The sequence below is a fragment of the Campylobacter concisus genome (genome assembly GCF_003049085.1).
Lineage (GTDB): Bacteria > Campylobacterota > Campylobacteria > Campylobacterales > Campylobacteraceae > Campylobacter_A > Campylobacter_A concisus_H.
On record NZ_PIQX01000005.1, the window covers coordinates 60,577 to 76,861 of the forward strand.

Below are 16,285 nucleotides of genomic sequence, written 5' to 3' on the forward strand. Positions count from 1 at the left end.
TCAGGATTTGCAAAAAGCAGATCTTGGCTTAAATATATTAAATTTTTTTAAGTTTATCTTAGGGGAAGCATGGTAAACAAAATCAAAGATCAAAATACAAAATTTTTCTCAAATGCTGATCTTGCGAAGCTATTTTTCCCTATTGCGGTTGAGCAGTTTTTAGAGTATAGCCTAGGGCTTGCAAACTCGCTAATGGCAGCAAGTGTTAGTGAAAGCGCTGTAAGTGCGATTAGTCTTGTAGAATTTGTCATGGCGCTATTTATTAGCATATTTACTGCTATCGCTACTGGCGGCTCAGTGGTTGCTAGCCAGTATCTTGGTAATAAACAAAGTGGCAACGCCAAAATCACAGCAAATCAGCTCGTTTGGTTTAGTTTTATCTTTGCCCTTTTTATCGCAGCGGTCATCATAGTTTTAAAAGATATTATCCTAGATTATGTCTTTGGCGATATTGGCGAGCAAGTAAGGCATGATGCTAGCCACTATCTTGTTTTCTCGGCCATTTCTGCGCCATTTTTGGCTGTCTATGCAGCAGCTGCGGCGATCTTTCGCACAATGTCAAACGCAAAGCTTCCTATGTATATTATGGCGGCTGCAAATTTATTAAATGTACTTCTAACTGCCATTAGTATTTATACATTTCATACTGATATTTTAGGTATCGCCATCAGTACGCTTATAGCTAAGGTGCTTGCTTGCTTTGTCATAGTCTATCTACTCCTTGATATAAAGCTAAAACTTCACATAAGAAAGAGCTTTATCTATAAATTTGACTACGAGATCATCAAGAAAATTTTAAATATCGGAGTGCCTTATGGTTTTGAAAATTCGATGTTTTACGTAGGGCGCATCATCGTTTTGAGCCTTGTTTCACTCTTTGGTACAGCAAGTATCGCTGCAAATGCCGTGGGAGGGACGATCGTGATGTTTCAAGTTCTTCCTGGTATGGCGATAGGTACAGGGCTTAGTGTGGTTATCTCAAGGTGCGTTGGCGCAAACGACTTTGCTCAGGCTAAATTTTACGTAAGAAAATCGATGATAAGCATCTATATTGTCCAGCTTTTTAGCACAGCTGTGATTTTACTACTTCTTGAGCCACTACTTAGGGTTTATAATCTCTCAAGCGAAGCCATAAATTTAACAAGACAGATCGTTTGGTATCACGGTATCGCGATGTGCCTTATCTGGCCGCTTGCCTACACATATCCGACCGTTTTTCGAGCAGCTGGGGATGCTAAATATCCTATGATTGTAAATTTAGTTTGTATGTTTGCTTGTAGAGTCATCTTGGCCTATGTCTTTGCACTCACATTTGATCTTGGCATGATAGGTACTTGGTTTGCAATGTTTGCTGACTGGGCTGTAAAGGCGGTGCTTTTTACGATTAGATACCTAAAAGGCACATGGATGAAATTTAAAGCTATTTAAAAAGAAATTTAGTAATATACAAGCGATTTTGTCGCAAAGGATAAAAAATGAAAAATGTATTTAAATTTGGTGCAGTTTTGCTTACGGCAGCTCTTTTTGCTGGATGCGCGAGTGAGAGCTCAAGAGTTGTTGAGTCTCCAAAAGTAGCAAGCTACGGCACAGTTTACAATGGTCAAAAAATTTCGGTTTCGATAGGTCGATTTAATAATCAATCAGCTTACCAAAATGGTGTATTTGCTGATGGTGAAGATAGGCTTGGTAACCAAGCTCAAAGCATTTTGATCACAAATTTACAGCAAAGTGGCAGATTTTTGGTGCTTGATAGATCAAATATGAAAGTGATCAAACAAGAGAGCGAGCTAAGCAAAACCACTCAAAATTTAAAAGGTGCAAGATACGTAATAACTGGTGATGTGACCGAGTTTGGACGAAAAACTACGGGTGATCATCAGCTATTTGGCATACTTGGCAAAGGTAAGCAACAAACTGCCTATTCAAAGGTAAATTTAAATATCGTTGATACCAAAACAGCTGAGGTTGTCTATTCGGTTAGCGGTGCTGGCGAATATACCCTTTCAAACAGAGAGATCATCGGCTTTGGTGGCACAGCAGGATACGACTCTACGCTAAATGGCAAGGTTTTAAGTCTAGCTATTATTGAAGCGGTAAATAATCTAGTAAATGGCATAGAAAGTGGAGCATGGCAAGTAAAATAAGGCTTGCCTGCCTTGCACTTTTTGCACTATTTTTAGCGGGTTGCAGTCATTCAAGTGGCCCAAGATCACTTTATTATTGGGACGGATCATATAGTAGCTCGCTATATAGCTACCTAAATGAAGAGGGCGATACAAACGAGCAAATTTCACGCTTAGAAAATTTGGTGCAGATATCAATACAAAATGGTTACAAGATCGCTCCTGGCGTATACGCACACCTTGGACTTTTGTATCTAAATAATGGAAATTTAGGTGCTGCAAATGCAAATTTTGACAAAGAGGCACAAAATTTCCCAGAGTCAAGGGAGTATATAAATTTCATCAAAGGCTCTAAAAATTTGACTCCAAAAAAAGTAGAGCAAAAAGAGGGAGCAAATAATGAAAAATAGCCTGAAATTTATAGCCTTTGCATTTTTAGCAGTATTTTTTACGGGCTGCTCTATAAAAGAGCCTGAGCCATACGACTACTCAGAATTTTTACAAAAAAGACCTCACTCTATCTTAGTGCTTATGCCAACAAACGATAGCACAGAAATTTCAGGTCCAGCAGCAGTTTTAGCAAATGCAGTCGCGCCACTAAGTGAGGCAGGATACTATGTATTTCCAGTAGCTCTTGTAAATGATACCTTTAAGCTAAATGGCATAACCGAGCCAAGCGAGATCGCGGCAGTGCCACTAAATAAGCTTGATAAAATTTTTCATACAGATAGTGTGCTTTACATAAATATAAAAGATTATGGTACGAGCTATGCGGTCATCTCAAGCTCAACAAAGGTTGTCCTTGAAGCAAAGCTTATCGATATAAAAAGCGGCGCTACTCTTTGGCAAGGTAGTGCTATGGCAGCAGAAGATAGCAGCAGCGGCCAAAGTAGCCTACTTGGCATGTTAGTCTCAGCCGTCATTTCACAGGTGGCAAATACCATCTCAGATAGATCATACGATCTAGCAGTAATGGCAGATGCTTATTTATTTTCAAGAGATTGCCATAACTGCATACTTTATGGACCATATTCGCCGTATTACGGCAAAGATGCACAGCTTCATAAAGATAGATAATTAATGAACACTCATCGTCTTGGGATACTCCTTACTTTAGTTGGCGGTATCCTTTGGGGATTTAGTGGGGTTTGTGGGCAGTATCTATTTTCACTTGGTATAAATTCTGATTTTTTGGTGCCATATAGACTGATGCTAGCTGGCATTGTTATTGTGATTTTTTATGCTTTTAAAGAACCAAGTACCGTTTTTGCTCCGATTAAAGATATAAAGCTACTTGGTGAGTTTTTAGTCTATGCTTTGCTTGGGCTTATGATGACGCAGTACGCCTACTTTTACTCCATTGAGCTTTCAAATGCCGCAGTAGCGACTGTTATTCAATACACCGCGCCAGTTCTCATCCTAGCCGTCATCTGCCTAAAAGAGAAGCGAGCACCAAGACCACTTGAAATTTTAGCTCTGCTTTGCGCGATGCTTGGCGTATTTTTCCTGAGCACACATGCTCAAATTTCATCTCTTGTCATCTCGCCAAAAGCGCTATTTTGGTGCTTAGTTAGTGCCGTTTGTGTTTGTGTTTATAATCTTGCTCCAGCAAGGCTGAATGCTAAATATTCAGTCACTCTCACGCTTGGCTGGGGCATGGTTATGGGCGGAGTAGTGCTTGCTTGTTATATGAGAGTTTGGGATTTTGCTGGGCTTAATGGGATAAATCAATGGCTGGCATTTATTGCTGTTATTACGCTTGGCACCATTTTTGCATTTAGCTTTTATATGATAGGTGTTAAGCTAATAGGAGCAGCAAAAGCTAGTTTATTAGCCTGCATAGAACCACTAAGTGCAGCATTTTTTGGCTACTTTTGGCTTGGAACAAAATTTGTATTTTGGGATTTTTTAGGATTTGCTCTAATAATCTCTTGTATATTTTTACTATCAAAAAGAGAAAAAATATGATATTTCTAGCACAAACTGATACGACAGCTGGCTTTTTAAGTAAAGATTATAAAGAGATAAATAAGGCCAAAATGCGTGATGAGAATAAACCTTGTCTTATCACGACGGCAAAATTTAGCGTTTTAAATGAGCTTGTTAGAGTGCCAAAAAAGTATAAAAATTTTATACGCCGTTCAAGAAAAACTACATTTTTGTATCCAAATTTAAAGGCCATTAGAGTCGTAAAAGAGTGCGAGCACGAAAAATTTTTAGCTAAATTTGACTGGCTTTATTCAAGTAGTGCGAACAAAAATGGACAAAATTTTAATGAAGCTTGGGCTATGAGCGTGGCCGATGAAATAGTAGATGATCATTTTTTCGAAGATACTCCATCAAAAATTTATAAAATTTCTCGAAAAAAGATAAAGCGTTTAAGATAACTAGTGAATTTATACAGCCACCACCTTTTTAAACTCATCTAAATTTTTTAGCGCTTCATCTATGCCAATCAGCCAAAATTCGCACTTTGTCGTATCTTTTTTAAAGTGTTTTTTCATTAGCTCTTCCACGCTTTTTGTGCCACACTCTATTAAAAATTGTTTATAAATTTTGCAAAATTTTGCTTCATCTTTTTTAAACTCACTTAGAAAGAATTGTGATAGCAGATAACCGACGCTATAAGGATAGTTGTAGATATAGTTGTCTGTTTTATAAAAATGTAATTTTTTGCTTTCTTGCTTGTAAAAGTCTCGCTCTGGCAAGCATTTTTAATCTACTTTTAGCTTTTTAGCGATATGATTCCGCAAATTTTAACAAAGGAAACAACATGAAAACTCTTGTGATTTTATCGCACCCAAATCTCGCCGCATCGCGCGTAAACAAAGCCTTATCTCAGGTAGCAAAGGCCGCAGCGGACGCTAAGGTGCGGCATTTGGAGGGGCTTTACGGCTTAGATATCGCGCGCATAGACGCCCGCGCAGAGCAAGACGCGTTAGCGGCTGCCGAGCGCATCGTATTTTTGTACCCGATGCACTGGCTAAACGTGCCGCCTATGCTAAAAGCCTATATCGACATCGTCTTTTCGCACGAGCTGGTGGGTTCCGGCGCGCTTAAAGGCAAGGTCTTGCAGCTTGCGCTAAGCGTCAGTACTCCGCTTAGCGAATACTCTAAACAGGGCGCGATCGGCTTTAGCTTGGATGAAATTTTAACGCCGCTTAAGATCGCGGCAAACTACTGCGGGATGGAGTTTGCCGTGCCGTTTATTAGTAGCGGATTTGAGCCGGGCGAGTTTGGCGACGATGCCGTAGATGCCGCAGCTGCGCGCTTTGGCAAGCTTTTACGAGGAGAGCTAAGCCCAGGCGAATATCAAATTTAGCCTCGTCTTTTGCGACCGCGAGTTAAAATTTCGCGACAACAACGTGGCTAAAAGCATTGCAATACGTCTGACTGGTACGTGTTATACGATGTTTGCGTGATATTAAAAAATACGTTTTTTAGTAAAATTTGCGCTTAAAACCGGAAGATCACGCATCAAGTAGTAGTGCCAAGCATGCCCAAGCTCATGAGCTTGCTGGATTAAGTGCGAAAGAGTATTCATGTAGGTGGTAAAAATTCTTGGTTGCTTAAATTTTGGCAAACTTACAAAAAATGCTCCACCAGCTTTATTTTCTCGCACATCGCTTTCTATCCAGTGTTTGTCTATCATAAGCTCTATAAAACTATCTTCGCCCAGTGGTTTTAATGCTTTTTTGATGATTTTATAGATGAGATTGCTACTTTTATGACTAAGATGCAAAAGATAAATATAAAATTTTAATATTAAGTACGACTATTGCGGTGTTATTTAAAGCCAATTAAAATATGTAAAATACAAAAGGACGTAAATATTTGGTTTGGTAAAAATTCAAATGATGCCAGTAGCAACTTATTTTAGTATTTATTCCCTCGGAAGTCCGTTTTTACCCCGCTTATCGCTGATTAGCTTACCCGCTTCGTCGTATTTTTTGGCGCGGATGAGCCTTCCGCGCTCAAACTCGCCCTGGGCTTCGAGTTTGCCGTTTGCAAAAGACGCTGTAGGTTTGGCGTCTAGCATTGCCGACGTCGGCGTAGTTACTACGAAAACGTCGAAATTTTCGGAGATTTTGCTTGAAAATTTAGGGGTCTTAAATTTTATAAAAGTAGTGGTAGGCCGCGACGACGTGCTAAATCCAAAACCTAACGCGGAGCCCGTAAATTTAGCTCTCGCAAAACTTGGAAAAGATAAGCGAAACGCATTTATGATAGGCGATACGCAAATGGATCTAATGGTGGCAAAGAACGCCGGCATCAAAGGTATCGGCCTAACTTGCGGATACGCGGATGCGCAAAGTCTAAAAGAGCATTCGGATTTAATCTTTCAAAACGCTTATGAAGCGGTAAAATTTTTAGCAAGCAACTAAAATTAGTGGATTTTATCAAACGACCTTGCTTACCGCTCGGCTAAGTCATTTCCTTCGTCTAGCGACCGTTTTGATTAAGCATAGACAGCGCCGCCTCAACCGCCGCGTCAATGTGTATCTGCGTCGTATCAAAAAGCCGCAAGTCCGTATCTGCCTGCGATATTAGCATGCCTATCTCGGTGCAGCCAAGTATCGCTCCTTGCGCACCGCGCGACCCAAAATCCTCGATGATGCGCAAGAAATTCGCCTTTGAGCTAGGCGCGATTTTGCCGCAGCAAAGCTCCTCAAAGATGACGCGATTTATTTCCGCCATATCCCCCGCGCTTGGCAAAAGCACCTCCGCGCCGCCCTCTATCAACCGACTCTTGTAAAAATCCTGCGTCATCGTATAAACGGTGCCGAGCAGCCCTACCTTGGCGACGCCGGCGTTTTTTAGCGCTTTTAGCGTGGCGTCCGCGATGTGCGCCACAGGCACGCTAACGGCGCTTTGCACGGCGTCAAAGCACCTATGCATCGTATTTGTGCAGATGAAGATAAAATCCGCCCCGCCGCCTTGCAAAATCCTAGCGTGCCGCGCCAAAATTTCGTCCGCATCCTCCCATCTGTTTTCGCGCTGGCAGGCCTCGATCTCCTCGAAATTTACGCTGCTTAGCAGTATCTCCGCGCTGCTAAGGCCGCCTAAGCGCTCGTTTATTTTGCGATTTATTTGCTCGTAATACGTTATCGTAGACTCAAAACTCATCCCGCCGATTAGGCCGATTTTTTTCATTTTTTCTCCTTAAATTTCAGCGATTTTACGGTTTTAAATTAAATTTGCTCTAAATTTAAATTTCGTCCGCCGCGTTAAATTCGGCTGCAACTGCCTAAAATAACGAGTATAAATTAACTGCGTAAATTTTTAGCCTGCGACGTAAAAGAGCAAATTTAACGAAATAAACGCGCTAAATTTAACGAACCGATGGGGCCGAATTTACAAAGGAAATTTAAACGCTCGGCTCGGAAGATAGCTTAAATGAAGAGAGTTTAAATTCGGCGCTTGCGATCCGAATTTGCGAGCAAATTTTCTCTTTGGCGCGTAAATTTTATCGGCTCAAAGCGGCGTTTTGATTACTTCGCTGGGGGTGGATTAAATTTACGGCTTTTCGGTTTGGTAAAGTTTTATTTTTTGCAAGAAAAACCGTCTGCGGATTTTGTCCGTTCGCGTCCGCAAGTCTCGCGCCTACGTTTTGGCGCGCTTTGCCAGAAGTCGTTTCGGCGTCTTTAAATGCGAGCTTGACGCCCAAACCGCCTCTATTTTACGCCCGCAAACGCCAAAACGCGAGTTTTGGCGTCAAATTCGCGCAAATATCGCCGCTTTACGATTTAGCGCTTTAATCTCGCGCCGTGAAATTTAAGCGCCGTTTGCGCGTAGTCGTTTCGCGCGGTAAAATTTCTAAATTTTCGCAGATTTTGCTCGGCTTTTATCGCTTCACCGCTTTTTTGAGCTTTACACGCCAAATTCCCCGCCAAAGCGATATAAACGTTAAATTTACGGCTAAAAGCTAAAATTTAAAGAGCGAATTTAAACCGCAAAGGCATAAATTTAGCTAAATTTACTCCCTCGGAAGTCCGTTTTTATCAGACTTGTCGCTGATTAGCTTGCCCGCTTCGTCGTATTTTTTGGCGCGGATGAGCCTGCCGCGCTCAAACTCGCCATGGGCCTCTAGTTTGCCGTTTGCGTAGTAGTGGCGCGCCTCGCCGACCTCCAGCCCGTCCTCAAACATCACTCTGGCTTTTAGCTTGCCGTTTTCGTGATACTCCTCGTACAGTCCGTGATAGCGCCCGTTTTTAAACATCACTTTTGCCGCCAGCGCCCCGCTCTCGTAGTAGTCCAACCCCGCGCCCGTTTGGCGGCCGTCTTTGTACTCGTATTCGCCTCGTAGCTTGCCGCTTGGGTAGTATTCGCGCGCGACGCCGTCCTTTTCGCCGTCTTTGTAATTTTCTACCACGCGCGTTTTGCCGTTTTCGTAAAATCGCTTCCAAACGCCTTGTTTACGGTCGTTTTTGTATTCGCCCGTCTTCTCCACGGGGCCGCTTTCGTAGTACCATGTCTCCGCACCCTCTCGCTTGCCCTCTTTATACGTTCGCTTGCCGCGGATCTTGCCGCTTTTGTAGTAGTCGACGTTCTCGCCGTTTCGAAGCCCGCCCGCGTACGGGCTACGCGCGCTAACCTCTCCGCTAACGTAATAGTCGGTAAACACGCCCTCTCGCTTGTCTGCCTTGTAGGTGCCCTCCTGCTTTAACGCGCCACCCTCGTCAAAATAGTAGCGGCGGTAGCGCCCGTCGCGGACGTTATTTTTGTATTCGCTCTCGCCCATCAGAGCACCGCTATCTGCGTGATAGTGCTTCGCCGTGCCCTCGCGAACGCCGTTTTTTAGGTGGTATTCGTTTGAGGGTTTGTCCCTGCCGTCAAAATAGTCCCTGTATCGCACCGCCGTGCCGCCCTGCACGTCTATCTCGCGTATGAGCGTAGGCGGCAGAGGTTTTAGCCTCGGATAGATCATGCCCATCGCATTTACGTCATATAGGTCCTCGACGCTGTAACGTAGCATCTTTAACGTACCGTCGTAGAGCTTGCCTTTTACGTAGTAAAGCCCGTTTTTTAGGGTAGCTTCGGGCTTCATTACGACTTTTGGCTCTAGAGCTTGCGCACCGATGGCTAGAAGCGGAAGTAAAAATAGAATTTTTAGGATTTTCATGGTTCTCCTGCTTTGTTTGATTTAGGTAATTTTAAAATTTGAAATTAAATTTAAGGTGAAGATGATGCTAAAATCTGTTGTTTGTTTTTATTTATTGATAATTAATTTACAAGTTGGTTTTTGATAGTATTTCGCATAACGTAAATTTTTAGCATATGCATGATAGCGAGGTTTAAAAATGGGTTTAGATATAGATAAAATTTTGCAAGTACCAAGAGAAGAGATCGAGCAAAATGATCTTGAAAGACTTAAAGAGCTTGGAATTATTAGCGAAAATATATATCTTTTTGATACACTAGAGCGGCCTAAAAAACAGTATTGGGTTAAAAAATGCGAATATGACGGTCAATCTTTTTTCATTTTTAATTATTTTTTCTTTAGCTCGGATCCAGGTCTAAAAAATCATATAGATTTAGAAAAGTATCTACAAAGCGATGAACCAAATATAATCCTACAAAACTGCCTTATAGGAAATCAAAAAGATATAAAAAATTTAAACAAAATCAAGCAAGCTATTATAGCTATCAACTCTGAATTTCCCAATATCATCTCTTGCGAATTTGAAAACGAAATATTTTTACGCAACATCAGCAATAACAGCACATTTGGTGTATGCGAATTTGCAAAAAAAGTTTACGTAGATGGATATGCGTTTTTTTCAGGCATGCACGTTTAACGGCGATTTCATATCTGCAAATGCCATAAACGGTGTTTTCATACCCGAAAAAAATGCTAAACAAGATATATCCTTTGCAAGTAGTATCTTTAATAAATCTTTTGAATTAGTTACAAAGAATGAGTTGGAAGGGTTAAAATTTGAAGCCGCCTATTTTAAACAAAAATTTATTATGGATATAGGGAAATTTAGCGTTCTAGATTTCTAAAGTGCCGAATTTGATTGCGAGCTTAATTTGCACTCAATGCAGTTTGACGGGATAAATATAAATTTTACCAAGGCCAGATTTAATCAAAAGCTAAGTTTTCATAGGAGCGTAATTAACTGCGAAGTGCTTTTCAAAGAAGCTTGTTTTGAGGATGATTTGATTTTTACAAAAGCTAAATTTAATGATCTGGTAAATTTAAGTAAAGTAGTTTTTAAAAAAGAGGTACATTTCCATGGAACTAAATTTAATAAAGCGATAATAAGTGAAACAAATTTTGAAAATAAAGTTGATTTTTCAAATGCAATATTCAAAGAAAAAGCACATTTCAGAAATGCTATTTTTACAAAAGACGTAAAATTAAATAATATATTGTTTAAAAATAATGCATACTTCAAAAATACATTATTTAAAGATTTTGTTAATTTTAGTGAGACAAATTTTGAAAAGAATGCCAACTTTTATAGCGCAAATTTTGAAAAGCCGGTTAATTTCTCGTCAATCATTTTTAACGGCGCTTTAAATTTTGTAAATGCAAAAACAGATTTTACATATGATGAGCTTAAAAAGTTTATCGAAGATACAAGCACCAACAATATAAGTGCAACCAATGATTTTAGAGACGGGTTTAGACTCATGAAACACGCTTTAAACAACAAAGGCAATGCGCTAGACGCAAGCTTGTTTCACCGCCTAGAACTATACTGCAAAGAGTTGGAGCTGGAATTTACTCTTGAAAATGCAAAGGCTAAAGATAGCAAAAACGATAAAAAAGTAAAATCTGCCAATGAAGTAGAAGCCAGGCCTAAAAGCAAAAATCGTATTGAGCTTTTTTTAGATTTGATAACACTAAAATTATATAGAAACACTAGCGATCATCATACAAATTTATTTAAGATAATAAACTTTACTATTCTAACTATTGCTATGTATGGATTGTCTTTTTGGGTTTTAGATGATTTTTTGTTGAAAGCAATGATTGATAGTCCTAAAATATTGGTGCTATTGTTGCTGTTTATTTTTTTAATTGGACCACTAACATGTTTATTGTATTTTGTAGCGGAGTATAAAATACTATGGGCAACTGCGCCGATAGGAATTTTTGCATATATCATTTTCATTACACCAGGCTTAGTTAATGTCTTTGACTATTCTGTTTATGTTATTGTTTTTATACTTTTATATGTGACATTATATGTTTTGTCGTTTTATTTATTTAGATTTAGTTTTGTGCGTTTTATGACATATTTAATTTTTATGGCTATTTTTTGGATAAACCTGTATTAATAACTCCGTTTATTGGTATTTTTACATCAGAAAAAATAGCTGAAAGCAAATTTGAAGAATACATAATAAAATACAATAATAATGGCTTGGACGATATGCTTTTGGATGCAAATTTTACCAATACAAAAGCAGAACATAAGATCAATTTTATAGTTAAAAATAGAAAAATAATTTTAGAAAGATTGGATAATAGTAGAACAAGCACTCCTTTAATTGATTTTGTGAAAAAATACATAAAATATTCAAAGGAACCCATGGATAATAATGTCAGCTACAAAAATTTAAATGAAACTACTAAAAAATCGTATGAAAAGGTTCTAAATGCTCTAAAATACGATGAAGCAATGCAATCAATACAAAAAAGTGCAAATTTACTTTATGTTTTTATTATGCTACTCGTCATCTACTCTCTTACAAAAACTGCACGTAGAAATTCTGTAGTGCCTAGCTAGAGGTTTATGTCGCTATTAGTGGCAATAAGGTGAACAAGCCTTTTTAAATTTTGCTCGCTTCTTAAATAGATATTGGCGAAATTTGTCAGGGTCTTTACTTTAGATTTTGCCACTTGTGATAACAGATAAGTAAATTAGCTAAATTTAGATAGATAAAAATTTAGCCGTCTTTTAGCGCCTCTGCGACTACCGTCCACTCTTGCGCAAGCTTTTCAAAGCTAAAATTTGCGTTTGCCGGGCTAGTCGAGGGTAATTTGAGGGGCGGTTTGCCCGTTGCGTTTAAAATTTTATCTTTTAGGTATTTTTCGCAGATTTCGTGAGCTTTGCCGCCGTTTGCGAATACCTGCACTATGCGCGCTCCGCTAAAAATCGGTTCTAAATTTGCGGGCGAGACGGCGGTCATTTTAGCATCGCTCGAGCCCTTTATCTCGCACGAGATCGCAGCGTCGTAGATAGCGATGCGGCGGGCGAGCAGGAAATTTATCTTTTCATCCGTGCTTGTAGGCAGCGGAGCGTTTAAAATCCCGGCCAGCACCCGCCAAAAGCGATTTTGCGGATTTGCGTAGTAAAAGCCAAATTTACGAGAAACTACGGAAGGGAAGGATCCGAGGATTAAAATTTTAGAGTTTTTATCAAAAATCGGTTTAAAAGGATGGGTTTGGCTCATTTTGCGCCTTTTAAATTTGCCGCGTTAAATTTAAAATTTCAAATTTGAAAGCAAATTTAACCGCCCAAACGAGCAGCCAAATTTACAGATATTTTCTCTCGCCCGTCAAATTTAGGCGAGAGAAATTTGCTCCTTACTCGGCTACGCTGCCGGCAGAGACATCCTCGGCGCTCCCAGGCGCGTCAGACTCGATCTCGTCGCTAAAATCAGCCAAGCTTAGGCGTTTTAGCTGGCGGTAGCGTCTTTGCGCGTCGGCCTTGTTTTTAGCTAGCAGCTCGTCTGCGTGCTGCGGGTTAGTTTTCTTAAGCGAGTTGTAGCGAACCTCGTTTAGCAAAAACTCCTCGTAAAGCGACCAATCCGGCTCTTTTGAGGTCATTTTGAGCGGATTTTTGCCCTCTTTGATTAGACGCGGATCGTAGACGTAGGTCGGCCAGTAGCCACACTTGGTCGCTAGCTCGCCTTGACCGCCGGAGTAGGCCATGCCGCCTTTTATACCGTGCGCGATACACGGCGAATACGCGATCACGAGGCTAGGTCCGTCGTAGGCTTCGGCTGCGGCGATGGCTTTTATCGTGTTTGCCTGGCTCGCGTTTGAGTTGATTTGAGCTACGAAGATATTTCCGTAGGTCATCGCGATGTAGCCCAAATCTTTTTTCTGCATCGGCTTGCCGCTAGCGGTAAACTGCGCTATGGAGCCCGCGCGACTTGATTTTGAGCTTTGGCCGCCGGTGTTTGAGTAGACTTCGGTGTCAAGTACGAGCACGTTTACGTTCTCGCCGCTAGCTAGTACGTGGTCAAGCCCGCCAAAGCCGATATCGTACGCCCAGCCGTCGCCGCCGATGATCCACTGGGACTTTTTGACGAGATATCTTTTTAGCTCTAAAATTTCTTTAACGCCCTCTACGTCTAAATTTTGCTCCAAAATCGGCGTTAAAATTTTAGCGATTTGCGTCGTTTTCTCGCCGTCGTTTTTGTGCGTTATCCAGTCGGAGTATAGCGCGGCTAGGGCATTTGGCGCGGCGTCTTTGGTGCGTAGCATGACGTCTTCGATACGGTGGCGCAGCGTCTCTACCGCGACATTCATACCCATGCCAAACTCCGCGTTATCCTCAAACAGCGAATTTGCCCACGCTACGCCCTTGCCCTCTTTGTTCGTCGTATAAGGCGTCGAAGGCGCGCTACCGCCGTAGATCGAGCTACATCCGGTGGCGTTTGCCACGATCATACGGTCGCCGAAAAGTCTCGTAACAAGCCCGATATAAGGCGTCTCGCCGCATCCGGGACACGCACCGTGAAACTCAAATAGCGGCTGCGCAAATCCCACGCCCTTGACGCTATCTTTGCTCATCAGGTCGTCTTTGTAGGTTACTTTTTTAAATAAATAATCGGCGTTTTCCTGCTCGTGTCGCTCCATTTCCTCGGCTAGCGGCACCATGACGAGCGATTTTTCCTTGCTCGGACAAATTTGAGCGCACAGCTCGCAGCCCGTGCAGTCAAGCGGGCTAACTTGGATTTTGTATTTTAGTCCTTTTGTCTCTTTGCCTTTGGCGTCTAGGACGCGATCTTGCACGGTTTGCGGCGCGGCGGCGAGCTCGTTTTCGTCGATGAGAAATGGCCTGATGACCGCGTGCGGGCAGACGAAGGCACACTGGTTACACTGGATGCAGTTGCTCTCGATCCACTTTGGCACCATTACGCCGATGCCGCGTTTTTCGTAGGCCGTGGTGCCTGATTTAAAGTGTCCGTCTTCAAAGCCCACAAATGCCGAAACGGGCAAGCTATCGCCCCTGGCGGCGTTTATAGGCTTGACGATTTTTTCTATAAATTCGTCGCCGACGTATTTTTCCTCCGCACTCGCGTCATCCGTCAAATTTGCCCAGCTAGGATCAACCGCAACCTTAACCAGCCCATCCGCGCCCATATCGATGGCCTTGTAGTTCATCTCTACGATCGCTTCGCCCTTTTTGGCGTAGGCTTTGTGCGCGTACTCTTTCATGTATTTTTGCGCGTCGGCAAACGGGATGATGTCGGCGAGCTTAAAAAACGCCGACTGCATGATGGTGTTCGTGCGGTTTTTTAGCCCGATCTCGCGAGCTAGCTTGGTAGCGTTGATGATGTAGAAATTTACCTTTTTAGCGGCCAAAATTTTCTTTACTTTGTTCGGCAGTTTAGCGACCGTCTGCTCGGCGTCCCAGATCGAGTTTAGCAAGAACGTCCCACCCTCGCGGATACCGTCTATGACGTCGTAAATCTCAAGATACGCCGCGACCGAGCAGGCTACGAAGTGAGGATTTGAGACGAGATAGGTCGAGCGGATCGGGTTTTTACCGAAACGCAGATGTGAGCGCGTGTAGCCACCCGATTTTTTGCTGTCGTAGGCAAAATACGCCTGCGCGTAAAGATCGGTTTTATCGCCGATGATTTTGATTGAGTTTTTATTCGCCCCAACGGTACCGTCCGCGCCAAGGCCGTAAAATAGGCACTCTTTCACGCTTGCGTCGCTTAGCGAAATTTTCTCGCCGACTTTTAGCGAGGTGAAGGTCACGTCGTCATCGATACCGACGGTAAAGCCGTTTTTAGGCTCACTCAAATTTAAATTTTCAAAGACGGCTAGCATTTGCGCAGGATCGACGTCTTTTGAGCTCAGACCGTAGCGACCGCCCACGATCACGGGCTGATTTTTGCGTCCGTAAAACGCTGCCTTAACGTCCAGATATAGCGGCTCGCCGAGGCTTCCCGGCTCTTTCGTGCGGTCTAGCACGGCGATCTTTTCTACCGTATCAGGCATCACGTCAAAGAGGTATTTTAGGCTAAACGGACGGTATAGATGCACCTTTAGCACGCCCACCTTTTCGCCCTTTGCGCGTAGGTGATCGACAACCTCTTCGAGCGTCTGCGTTACCGAACCCATCGCGACCACGATGCGCGTAGCGTGCGGATCGCCGTAATAATTAAACGGCTTATAGTCTCGTCCCGTGATTTTTGAAATTTCTTTTAGATACTCGGCTACGATGTCAGGGACGGCGTCGTAGTAGCGATTAGCTAGCTCGCGCGTCTGAAAGTAGATATCGTCGTTTTGCGCCGTACCGCGAGTTTTAGGACTCTCTGGACTTAGCGCCTCGTCTCTAAATTTTTGTAGCGCCTCGCGGTCAAGAAGCCTATCAAAGTGCGCGTAGTCAAGCACCTCAACCTTTTGTATCTCGTGGCTCGTACGAAATCCGTCGAAAAAGTGCAAAAACGGCACGCGACCCTTGATTGCAGCTAGGTGTGCGACGCCGGCGATATCCATGACTTCCTGCACGGAGCCGCTTGCCAGCATCGCAAATCCCGTCTGGCGACAGGCATAAATATCCTGATGATCGCCAAAGATAGAAAGCGCCTGGGCCGCGATAGAGCGCGCGCTCACGTGGATAACGCCGGGCAGTAACTGGCCTGCGATTTTGTACATATTCGGGATTTTTAGCAAAAGTCCTTGCGAAGCCGTATATGTCGTAGTTAGCGCGCCTACTTGCAGCGAGCCGTGCACGGTGCCCGCAGCCCCGCCCTCGCTTTGCATTTCGACTACCTTAACTGGCATACCGAATAGATTTTTCTTGCCCTGAGCCGCCCACATATCAGTGTAATCAGCCATCGGCGAGCTAGGGGTGATCGGGTAGATGCCCGCAACCTCCGTAAATGCGTAAGCCGCGTGCGCCGCAGCCTCGTTTCCGTCCATAGTTTTCATTATTTTAGCCATTTTTCCGCCTTAAATT

At 42.7% G+C, this 16,285-nt stretch carries 19 protein-coding genes; 11 read left to right on the top strand and 8 right to left on the bottom strand.

Going from position 1 to position 16,285, the window contains the following annotated elements; genetic code table 11:
* Positions 1-69 precede the first annotated feature (69 nt).
* Genes CVT13_RS07035 through CVT13_RS07060 form a run of 6 tightly spaced genes read left to right on the top strand, consistent with a single transcriptional unit; the run spans position 70 to position 4,510 of the window.
* Complete coding sequence (locus tag CVT13_RS07035; RefSeq protein ID WP_107812069.1) at positions 70-1,428, top strand: MATE family efflux transporter; 1,359 nt, start codon at positions 70-72, stop codon at positions 1,426-1,428.
* 47 nt (positions 1,429-1,475) lie between these two features.
* Positions 1,476-2,144 (top strand): CsgG/HfaB family protein, encoded by a 669-nt coding sequence (locus CVT13_RS07040; protein ID WP_107812070.1) that lies wholly within the window; start codon positions 1,476-1,478, stop codon positions 2,142-2,144.
* The gene (locus CVT13_RS07045) at positions 2,129-2,533 is read left to right on the top strand and encodes a DUF4810 domain-containing protein (protein WP_107812071.1); all 405 of its coding nucleotides are present in this window, start codon (positions 2,129-2,131) and stop codon (positions 2,531-2,533) included. Before CVT13_RS07040 ends, CVT13_RS07045 begins: the two co-directional genes overlap by 16 nt.
* Positions 2,523-3,200, top strand: a complete 678-nt coding sequence (locus tag CVT13_RS07050) for a DUF799 domain-containing protein (protein ID WP_107812072.1) — start codon at positions 2,523-2,525, stop codon at positions 3,198-3,200. The genes CVT13_RS07045 and CVT13_RS07050 overlap by 11 nt, the downstream gene beginning before the upstream one ends.
* Positions 3,201-3,203: 3 nt before the next feature.
* Complete coding sequence (locus CVT13_RS07055; RefSeq protein ID WP_107812073.1) at positions 3,204-4,091, top strand: DMT family transporter; 888 nt, start codon at positions 3,204-3,206, stop codon at positions 4,089-4,091.
* Positions 4,088-4,510, top strand: coding sequence for a Sua5 YciO YrdC YwlC family protein (locus CVT13_RS07060; RefSeq protein WP_103583218.1), 423 nt, complete (start codon positions 4,088-4,090; stop codon positions 4,508-4,510). Before CVT13_RS07055 ends, CVT13_RS07060 begins: the two co-directional genes overlap by 4 nt.
* 9 nt (positions 4,511-4,519) lie before the next feature.
* Here the strand turns inward: CVT13_RS07060 and CVT13_RS07065 are convergent, their stop codons facing one another.
* Positions 4,520-4,831 (bottom strand): hypothetical protein, encoded by a 312-nt coding sequence (locus CVT13_RS07065; protein WP_103583463.1) that lies wholly within the window; start codon positions 4,829-4,831, stop codon positions 4,520-4,522.
* 65 nt (positions 4,832-4,896) lie between these two features.
* Here CVT13_RS07065 and CVT13_RS07070 point away from each other — a divergent pair, with 65 nt between their 5' ends.
* Positions 4,897-5,445: an NAD(P)H-dependent oxidoreductase gene (locus tag CVT13_RS07070; protein WP_054197179.1), complete on the top strand. Its 549-nt coding sequence runs from the start codon at positions 4,897-4,899 to the stop codon at positions 5,443-5,445.
* Positions 5,446-5,547: 102 nt separating this feature from the next.
* On the opposite strand, the gene CVT13_RS07075 is transcribed toward CVT13_RS07070, so the two are convergent.
* Entirely contained in the window at positions 5,548-5,865 is a 318-nt protein-coding gene (locus CVT13_RS07075) for a hypothetical protein (protein ID WP_054197178.1), read from the bottom strand.
* A 217-nt stretch (positions 5,866-6,082) separates the two neighbouring features.
* Here CVT13_RS07075 and CVT13_RS07080 point away from each other — a divergent pair, with 217 nt between their 5' ends.
* Positions 6,083-6,508, top strand: coding sequence for an HAD family hydrolase (locus CVT13_RS07080; RefSeq protein WP_320205054.1), 426 nt, complete (start codon positions 6,083-6,085; stop codon positions 6,506-6,508).
* 58 nt (positions 6,509-6,566) lie between these two features.
* Here CVT13_RS07080 and CVT13_RS07085 read toward each other — a convergent pair whose 3' ends face one another.
* The 4 genes from CVT13_RS07085 to CVT13_RS07095 all read right to left on the bottom strand — a co-directional run bounded on the left by CVT13_RS07085 (position 6,567) and on the right by CVT13_RS07095 (position 9,246).
* Positions 6,567-7,277, bottom strand: coding sequence for an aspartate/glutamate racemase family protein (locus tag CVT13_RS07085; protein ID WP_107812075.1), 711 nt, complete (start codon positions 7,275-7,277; stop codon positions 6,567-6,569).
* 313 nt (positions 7,278-7,590) lie between these two features.
* Positions 7,591-7,791: a hypothetical protein gene (locus tag CVT13_RS07090; protein ID WP_107812076.1), complete on the bottom strand. Its 201-nt coding sequence runs from the start codon at positions 7,789-7,791 to the stop codon at positions 7,591-7,593.
* Between the two features lie 79 nt (positions 7,792-7,870).
* Positions 7,871-8,005 (bottom strand): hypothetical protein, encoded by a 135-nt coding sequence (locus CVT13_RS10555; protein ID WP_265094426.1) that lies wholly within the window; start codon positions 8,003-8,005, stop codon positions 7,871-7,873.
* Between the two features lie 95 nt (positions 8,006-8,100).
* Positions 8,101-9,246 carry a toxin-antitoxin system YwqK family antitoxin gene (locus CVT13_RS07095; RefSeq protein WP_107812077.1) on the bottom strand — a complete coding sequence of 382 codons (1,146 nt, stop codon included), beginning with the start codon at positions 9,244-9,246 and terminating at the stop codon, positions 8,101-8,103.
* A 178-nt stretch (positions 9,247-9,424) separates the two neighbouring features.
* On the opposite strand from CVT13_RS07095, the gene CVT13_RS07100 reads away from it, so the two are divergent.
* The 3 genes from CVT13_RS07100 (at position 9,425) to CVT13_RS07115 (ending at position 11,866) form a co-directional block, all read left to right on the top strand.
* Positions 9,425-9,922 (top strand): hypothetical protein, encoded by a 498-nt coding sequence (locus CVT13_RS07100; RefSeq protein ID WP_107812078.1) that lies wholly within the window; start codon positions 9,425-9,427, stop codon positions 9,920-9,922.
* 244 nt (positions 9,923-10,166) lie between these two features.
* Entirely contained in the window at positions 10,167-11,414 is a 1,248-nt protein-coding gene (locus tag CVT13_RS07110) for a pentapeptide repeat-containing protein (RefSeq protein ID WP_107812080.1), read from the top strand.
* Positions 11,396-11,866, top strand: a complete 471-nt coding sequence (locus CVT13_RS07115) for a hypothetical protein (RefSeq protein ID WP_107793276.1) — start codon at positions 11,396-11,398, stop codon at positions 11,864-11,866. The genes CVT13_RS07110 and CVT13_RS07115 overlap by 19 nt, the downstream gene beginning before the upstream one ends.
* A gap of 160 nt (positions 11,867-12,026) precedes the next feature.
* On the opposite strand, the gene CVT13_RS07120 is transcribed toward CVT13_RS07115, so the two are convergent.
* Entirely contained in the window at positions 12,027-12,533 is a 507-nt protein-coding gene (locus CVT13_RS07120; protein ID WP_107812081.1) for a DNA-deoxyinosine glycosylase, read from the bottom strand.
* A gap of 133 nt (positions 12,534-12,666) precedes the next feature.
* On the bottom strand, positions 12,667-16,269 hold the full coding sequence (gene nifJ / locus CVT13_RS07125) for a pyruvate:ferredoxin (flavodoxin) oxidoreductase (RefSeq protein ID WP_107812082.1): 3,603 nt from the start codon (positions 16,267-16,269) through the stop codon (positions 12,667-12,669).
* Between the last annotated feature and the right edge of the window lie 16 nt (positions 16,270-16,285).

Excerpts from the sequence above, each read along its gene's own strand:
- CVT13_RS07035 (WP_107812069.1), top strand. The coding sequence starts at position 70 with ATGGTAAACAAAATCAAAGATCAAAATACAAAATTTTTCTCAAATGCT.
- CVT13_RS07040 (WP_107812070.1), top strand. The coding sequence starts at position 1,476 with ATGAAAAATGTATTTAAATTTGGTGCAGTTTTGCTTACGGCAGCTCTT.
- CVT13_RS07045 (WP_107812071.1), top strand. The coding sequence starts at position 2,129 with ATGGCAAGTAAAATAAGGCTTGCCTGCCTTGCACTTTTTGCACTATTT.
- CVT13_RS07050 (WP_107812072.1), top strand. The coding sequence starts at position 2,523 with ATGAAAAATAGCCTGAAATTTATAGCCTTTGCATTTTTAGCAGTATTT.
- CVT13_RS07055 (WP_107812073.1), top strand. The coding sequence starts at position 3,204 with ATGAACACTCATCGTCTTGGGATACTCCTTACTTTAGTTGGCGGTATC.
- CVT13_RS07060 (WP_103583218.1), top strand. The coding sequence starts at position 4,088 with ATGATATTTCTAGCACAAACTGATACGACAGCTGGCTTTTTAAGTAAA.
- CVT13_RS07070 (WP_054197179.1), top strand. The coding sequence starts at position 4,897 with ATGAAAACTCTTGTGATTTTATCGCACCCAAATCTCGCCGCATCGCGC.
- CVT13_RS07080 (WP_320205054.1), top strand. The coding sequence starts at position 6,083 with ATGAGCCTTCCGCGCTCAAACTCGCCCTGGGCTTCGAGTTTGCCGTTT.
- CVT13_RS07085 (WP_107812075.1), bottom strand. The coding sequence starts at position 7,277 with ATGAAAAAAATCGGCCTAATCGGCGGGATGAGTTTTGAGTCTACGATA.
- CVT13_RS07095 (WP_107812077.1), bottom strand. The coding sequence starts at position 9,246 with ATGAAAATCCTAAAAATTCTATTTTTACTTCCGCTTCTAGCCATCGGT.
- CVT13_RS07100 (WP_107812078.1), top strand. The coding sequence starts at position 9,425 with ATGGGTTTAGATATAGATAAAATTTTGCAAGTACCAAGAGAAGAGATC.
- CVT13_RS07110 (WP_107812080.1), top strand. The coding sequence starts at position 10,167 with ATGCAGTTTGACGGGATAAATATAAATTTTACCAAGGCCAGATTTAAT.
- CVT13_RS07120 (WP_107812081.1), bottom strand. The coding sequence starts at position 12,533 with ATGAGCCAAACCCATCCTTTTAAACCGATTTTTGATAAAAACTCTAAA.
- nifJ (WP_107812082.1), bottom strand. The coding sequence starts at position 16,269 with ATGGCTAAAATAATGAAAACTATGGACGGAAACGAGGCTGCGGCGCAC.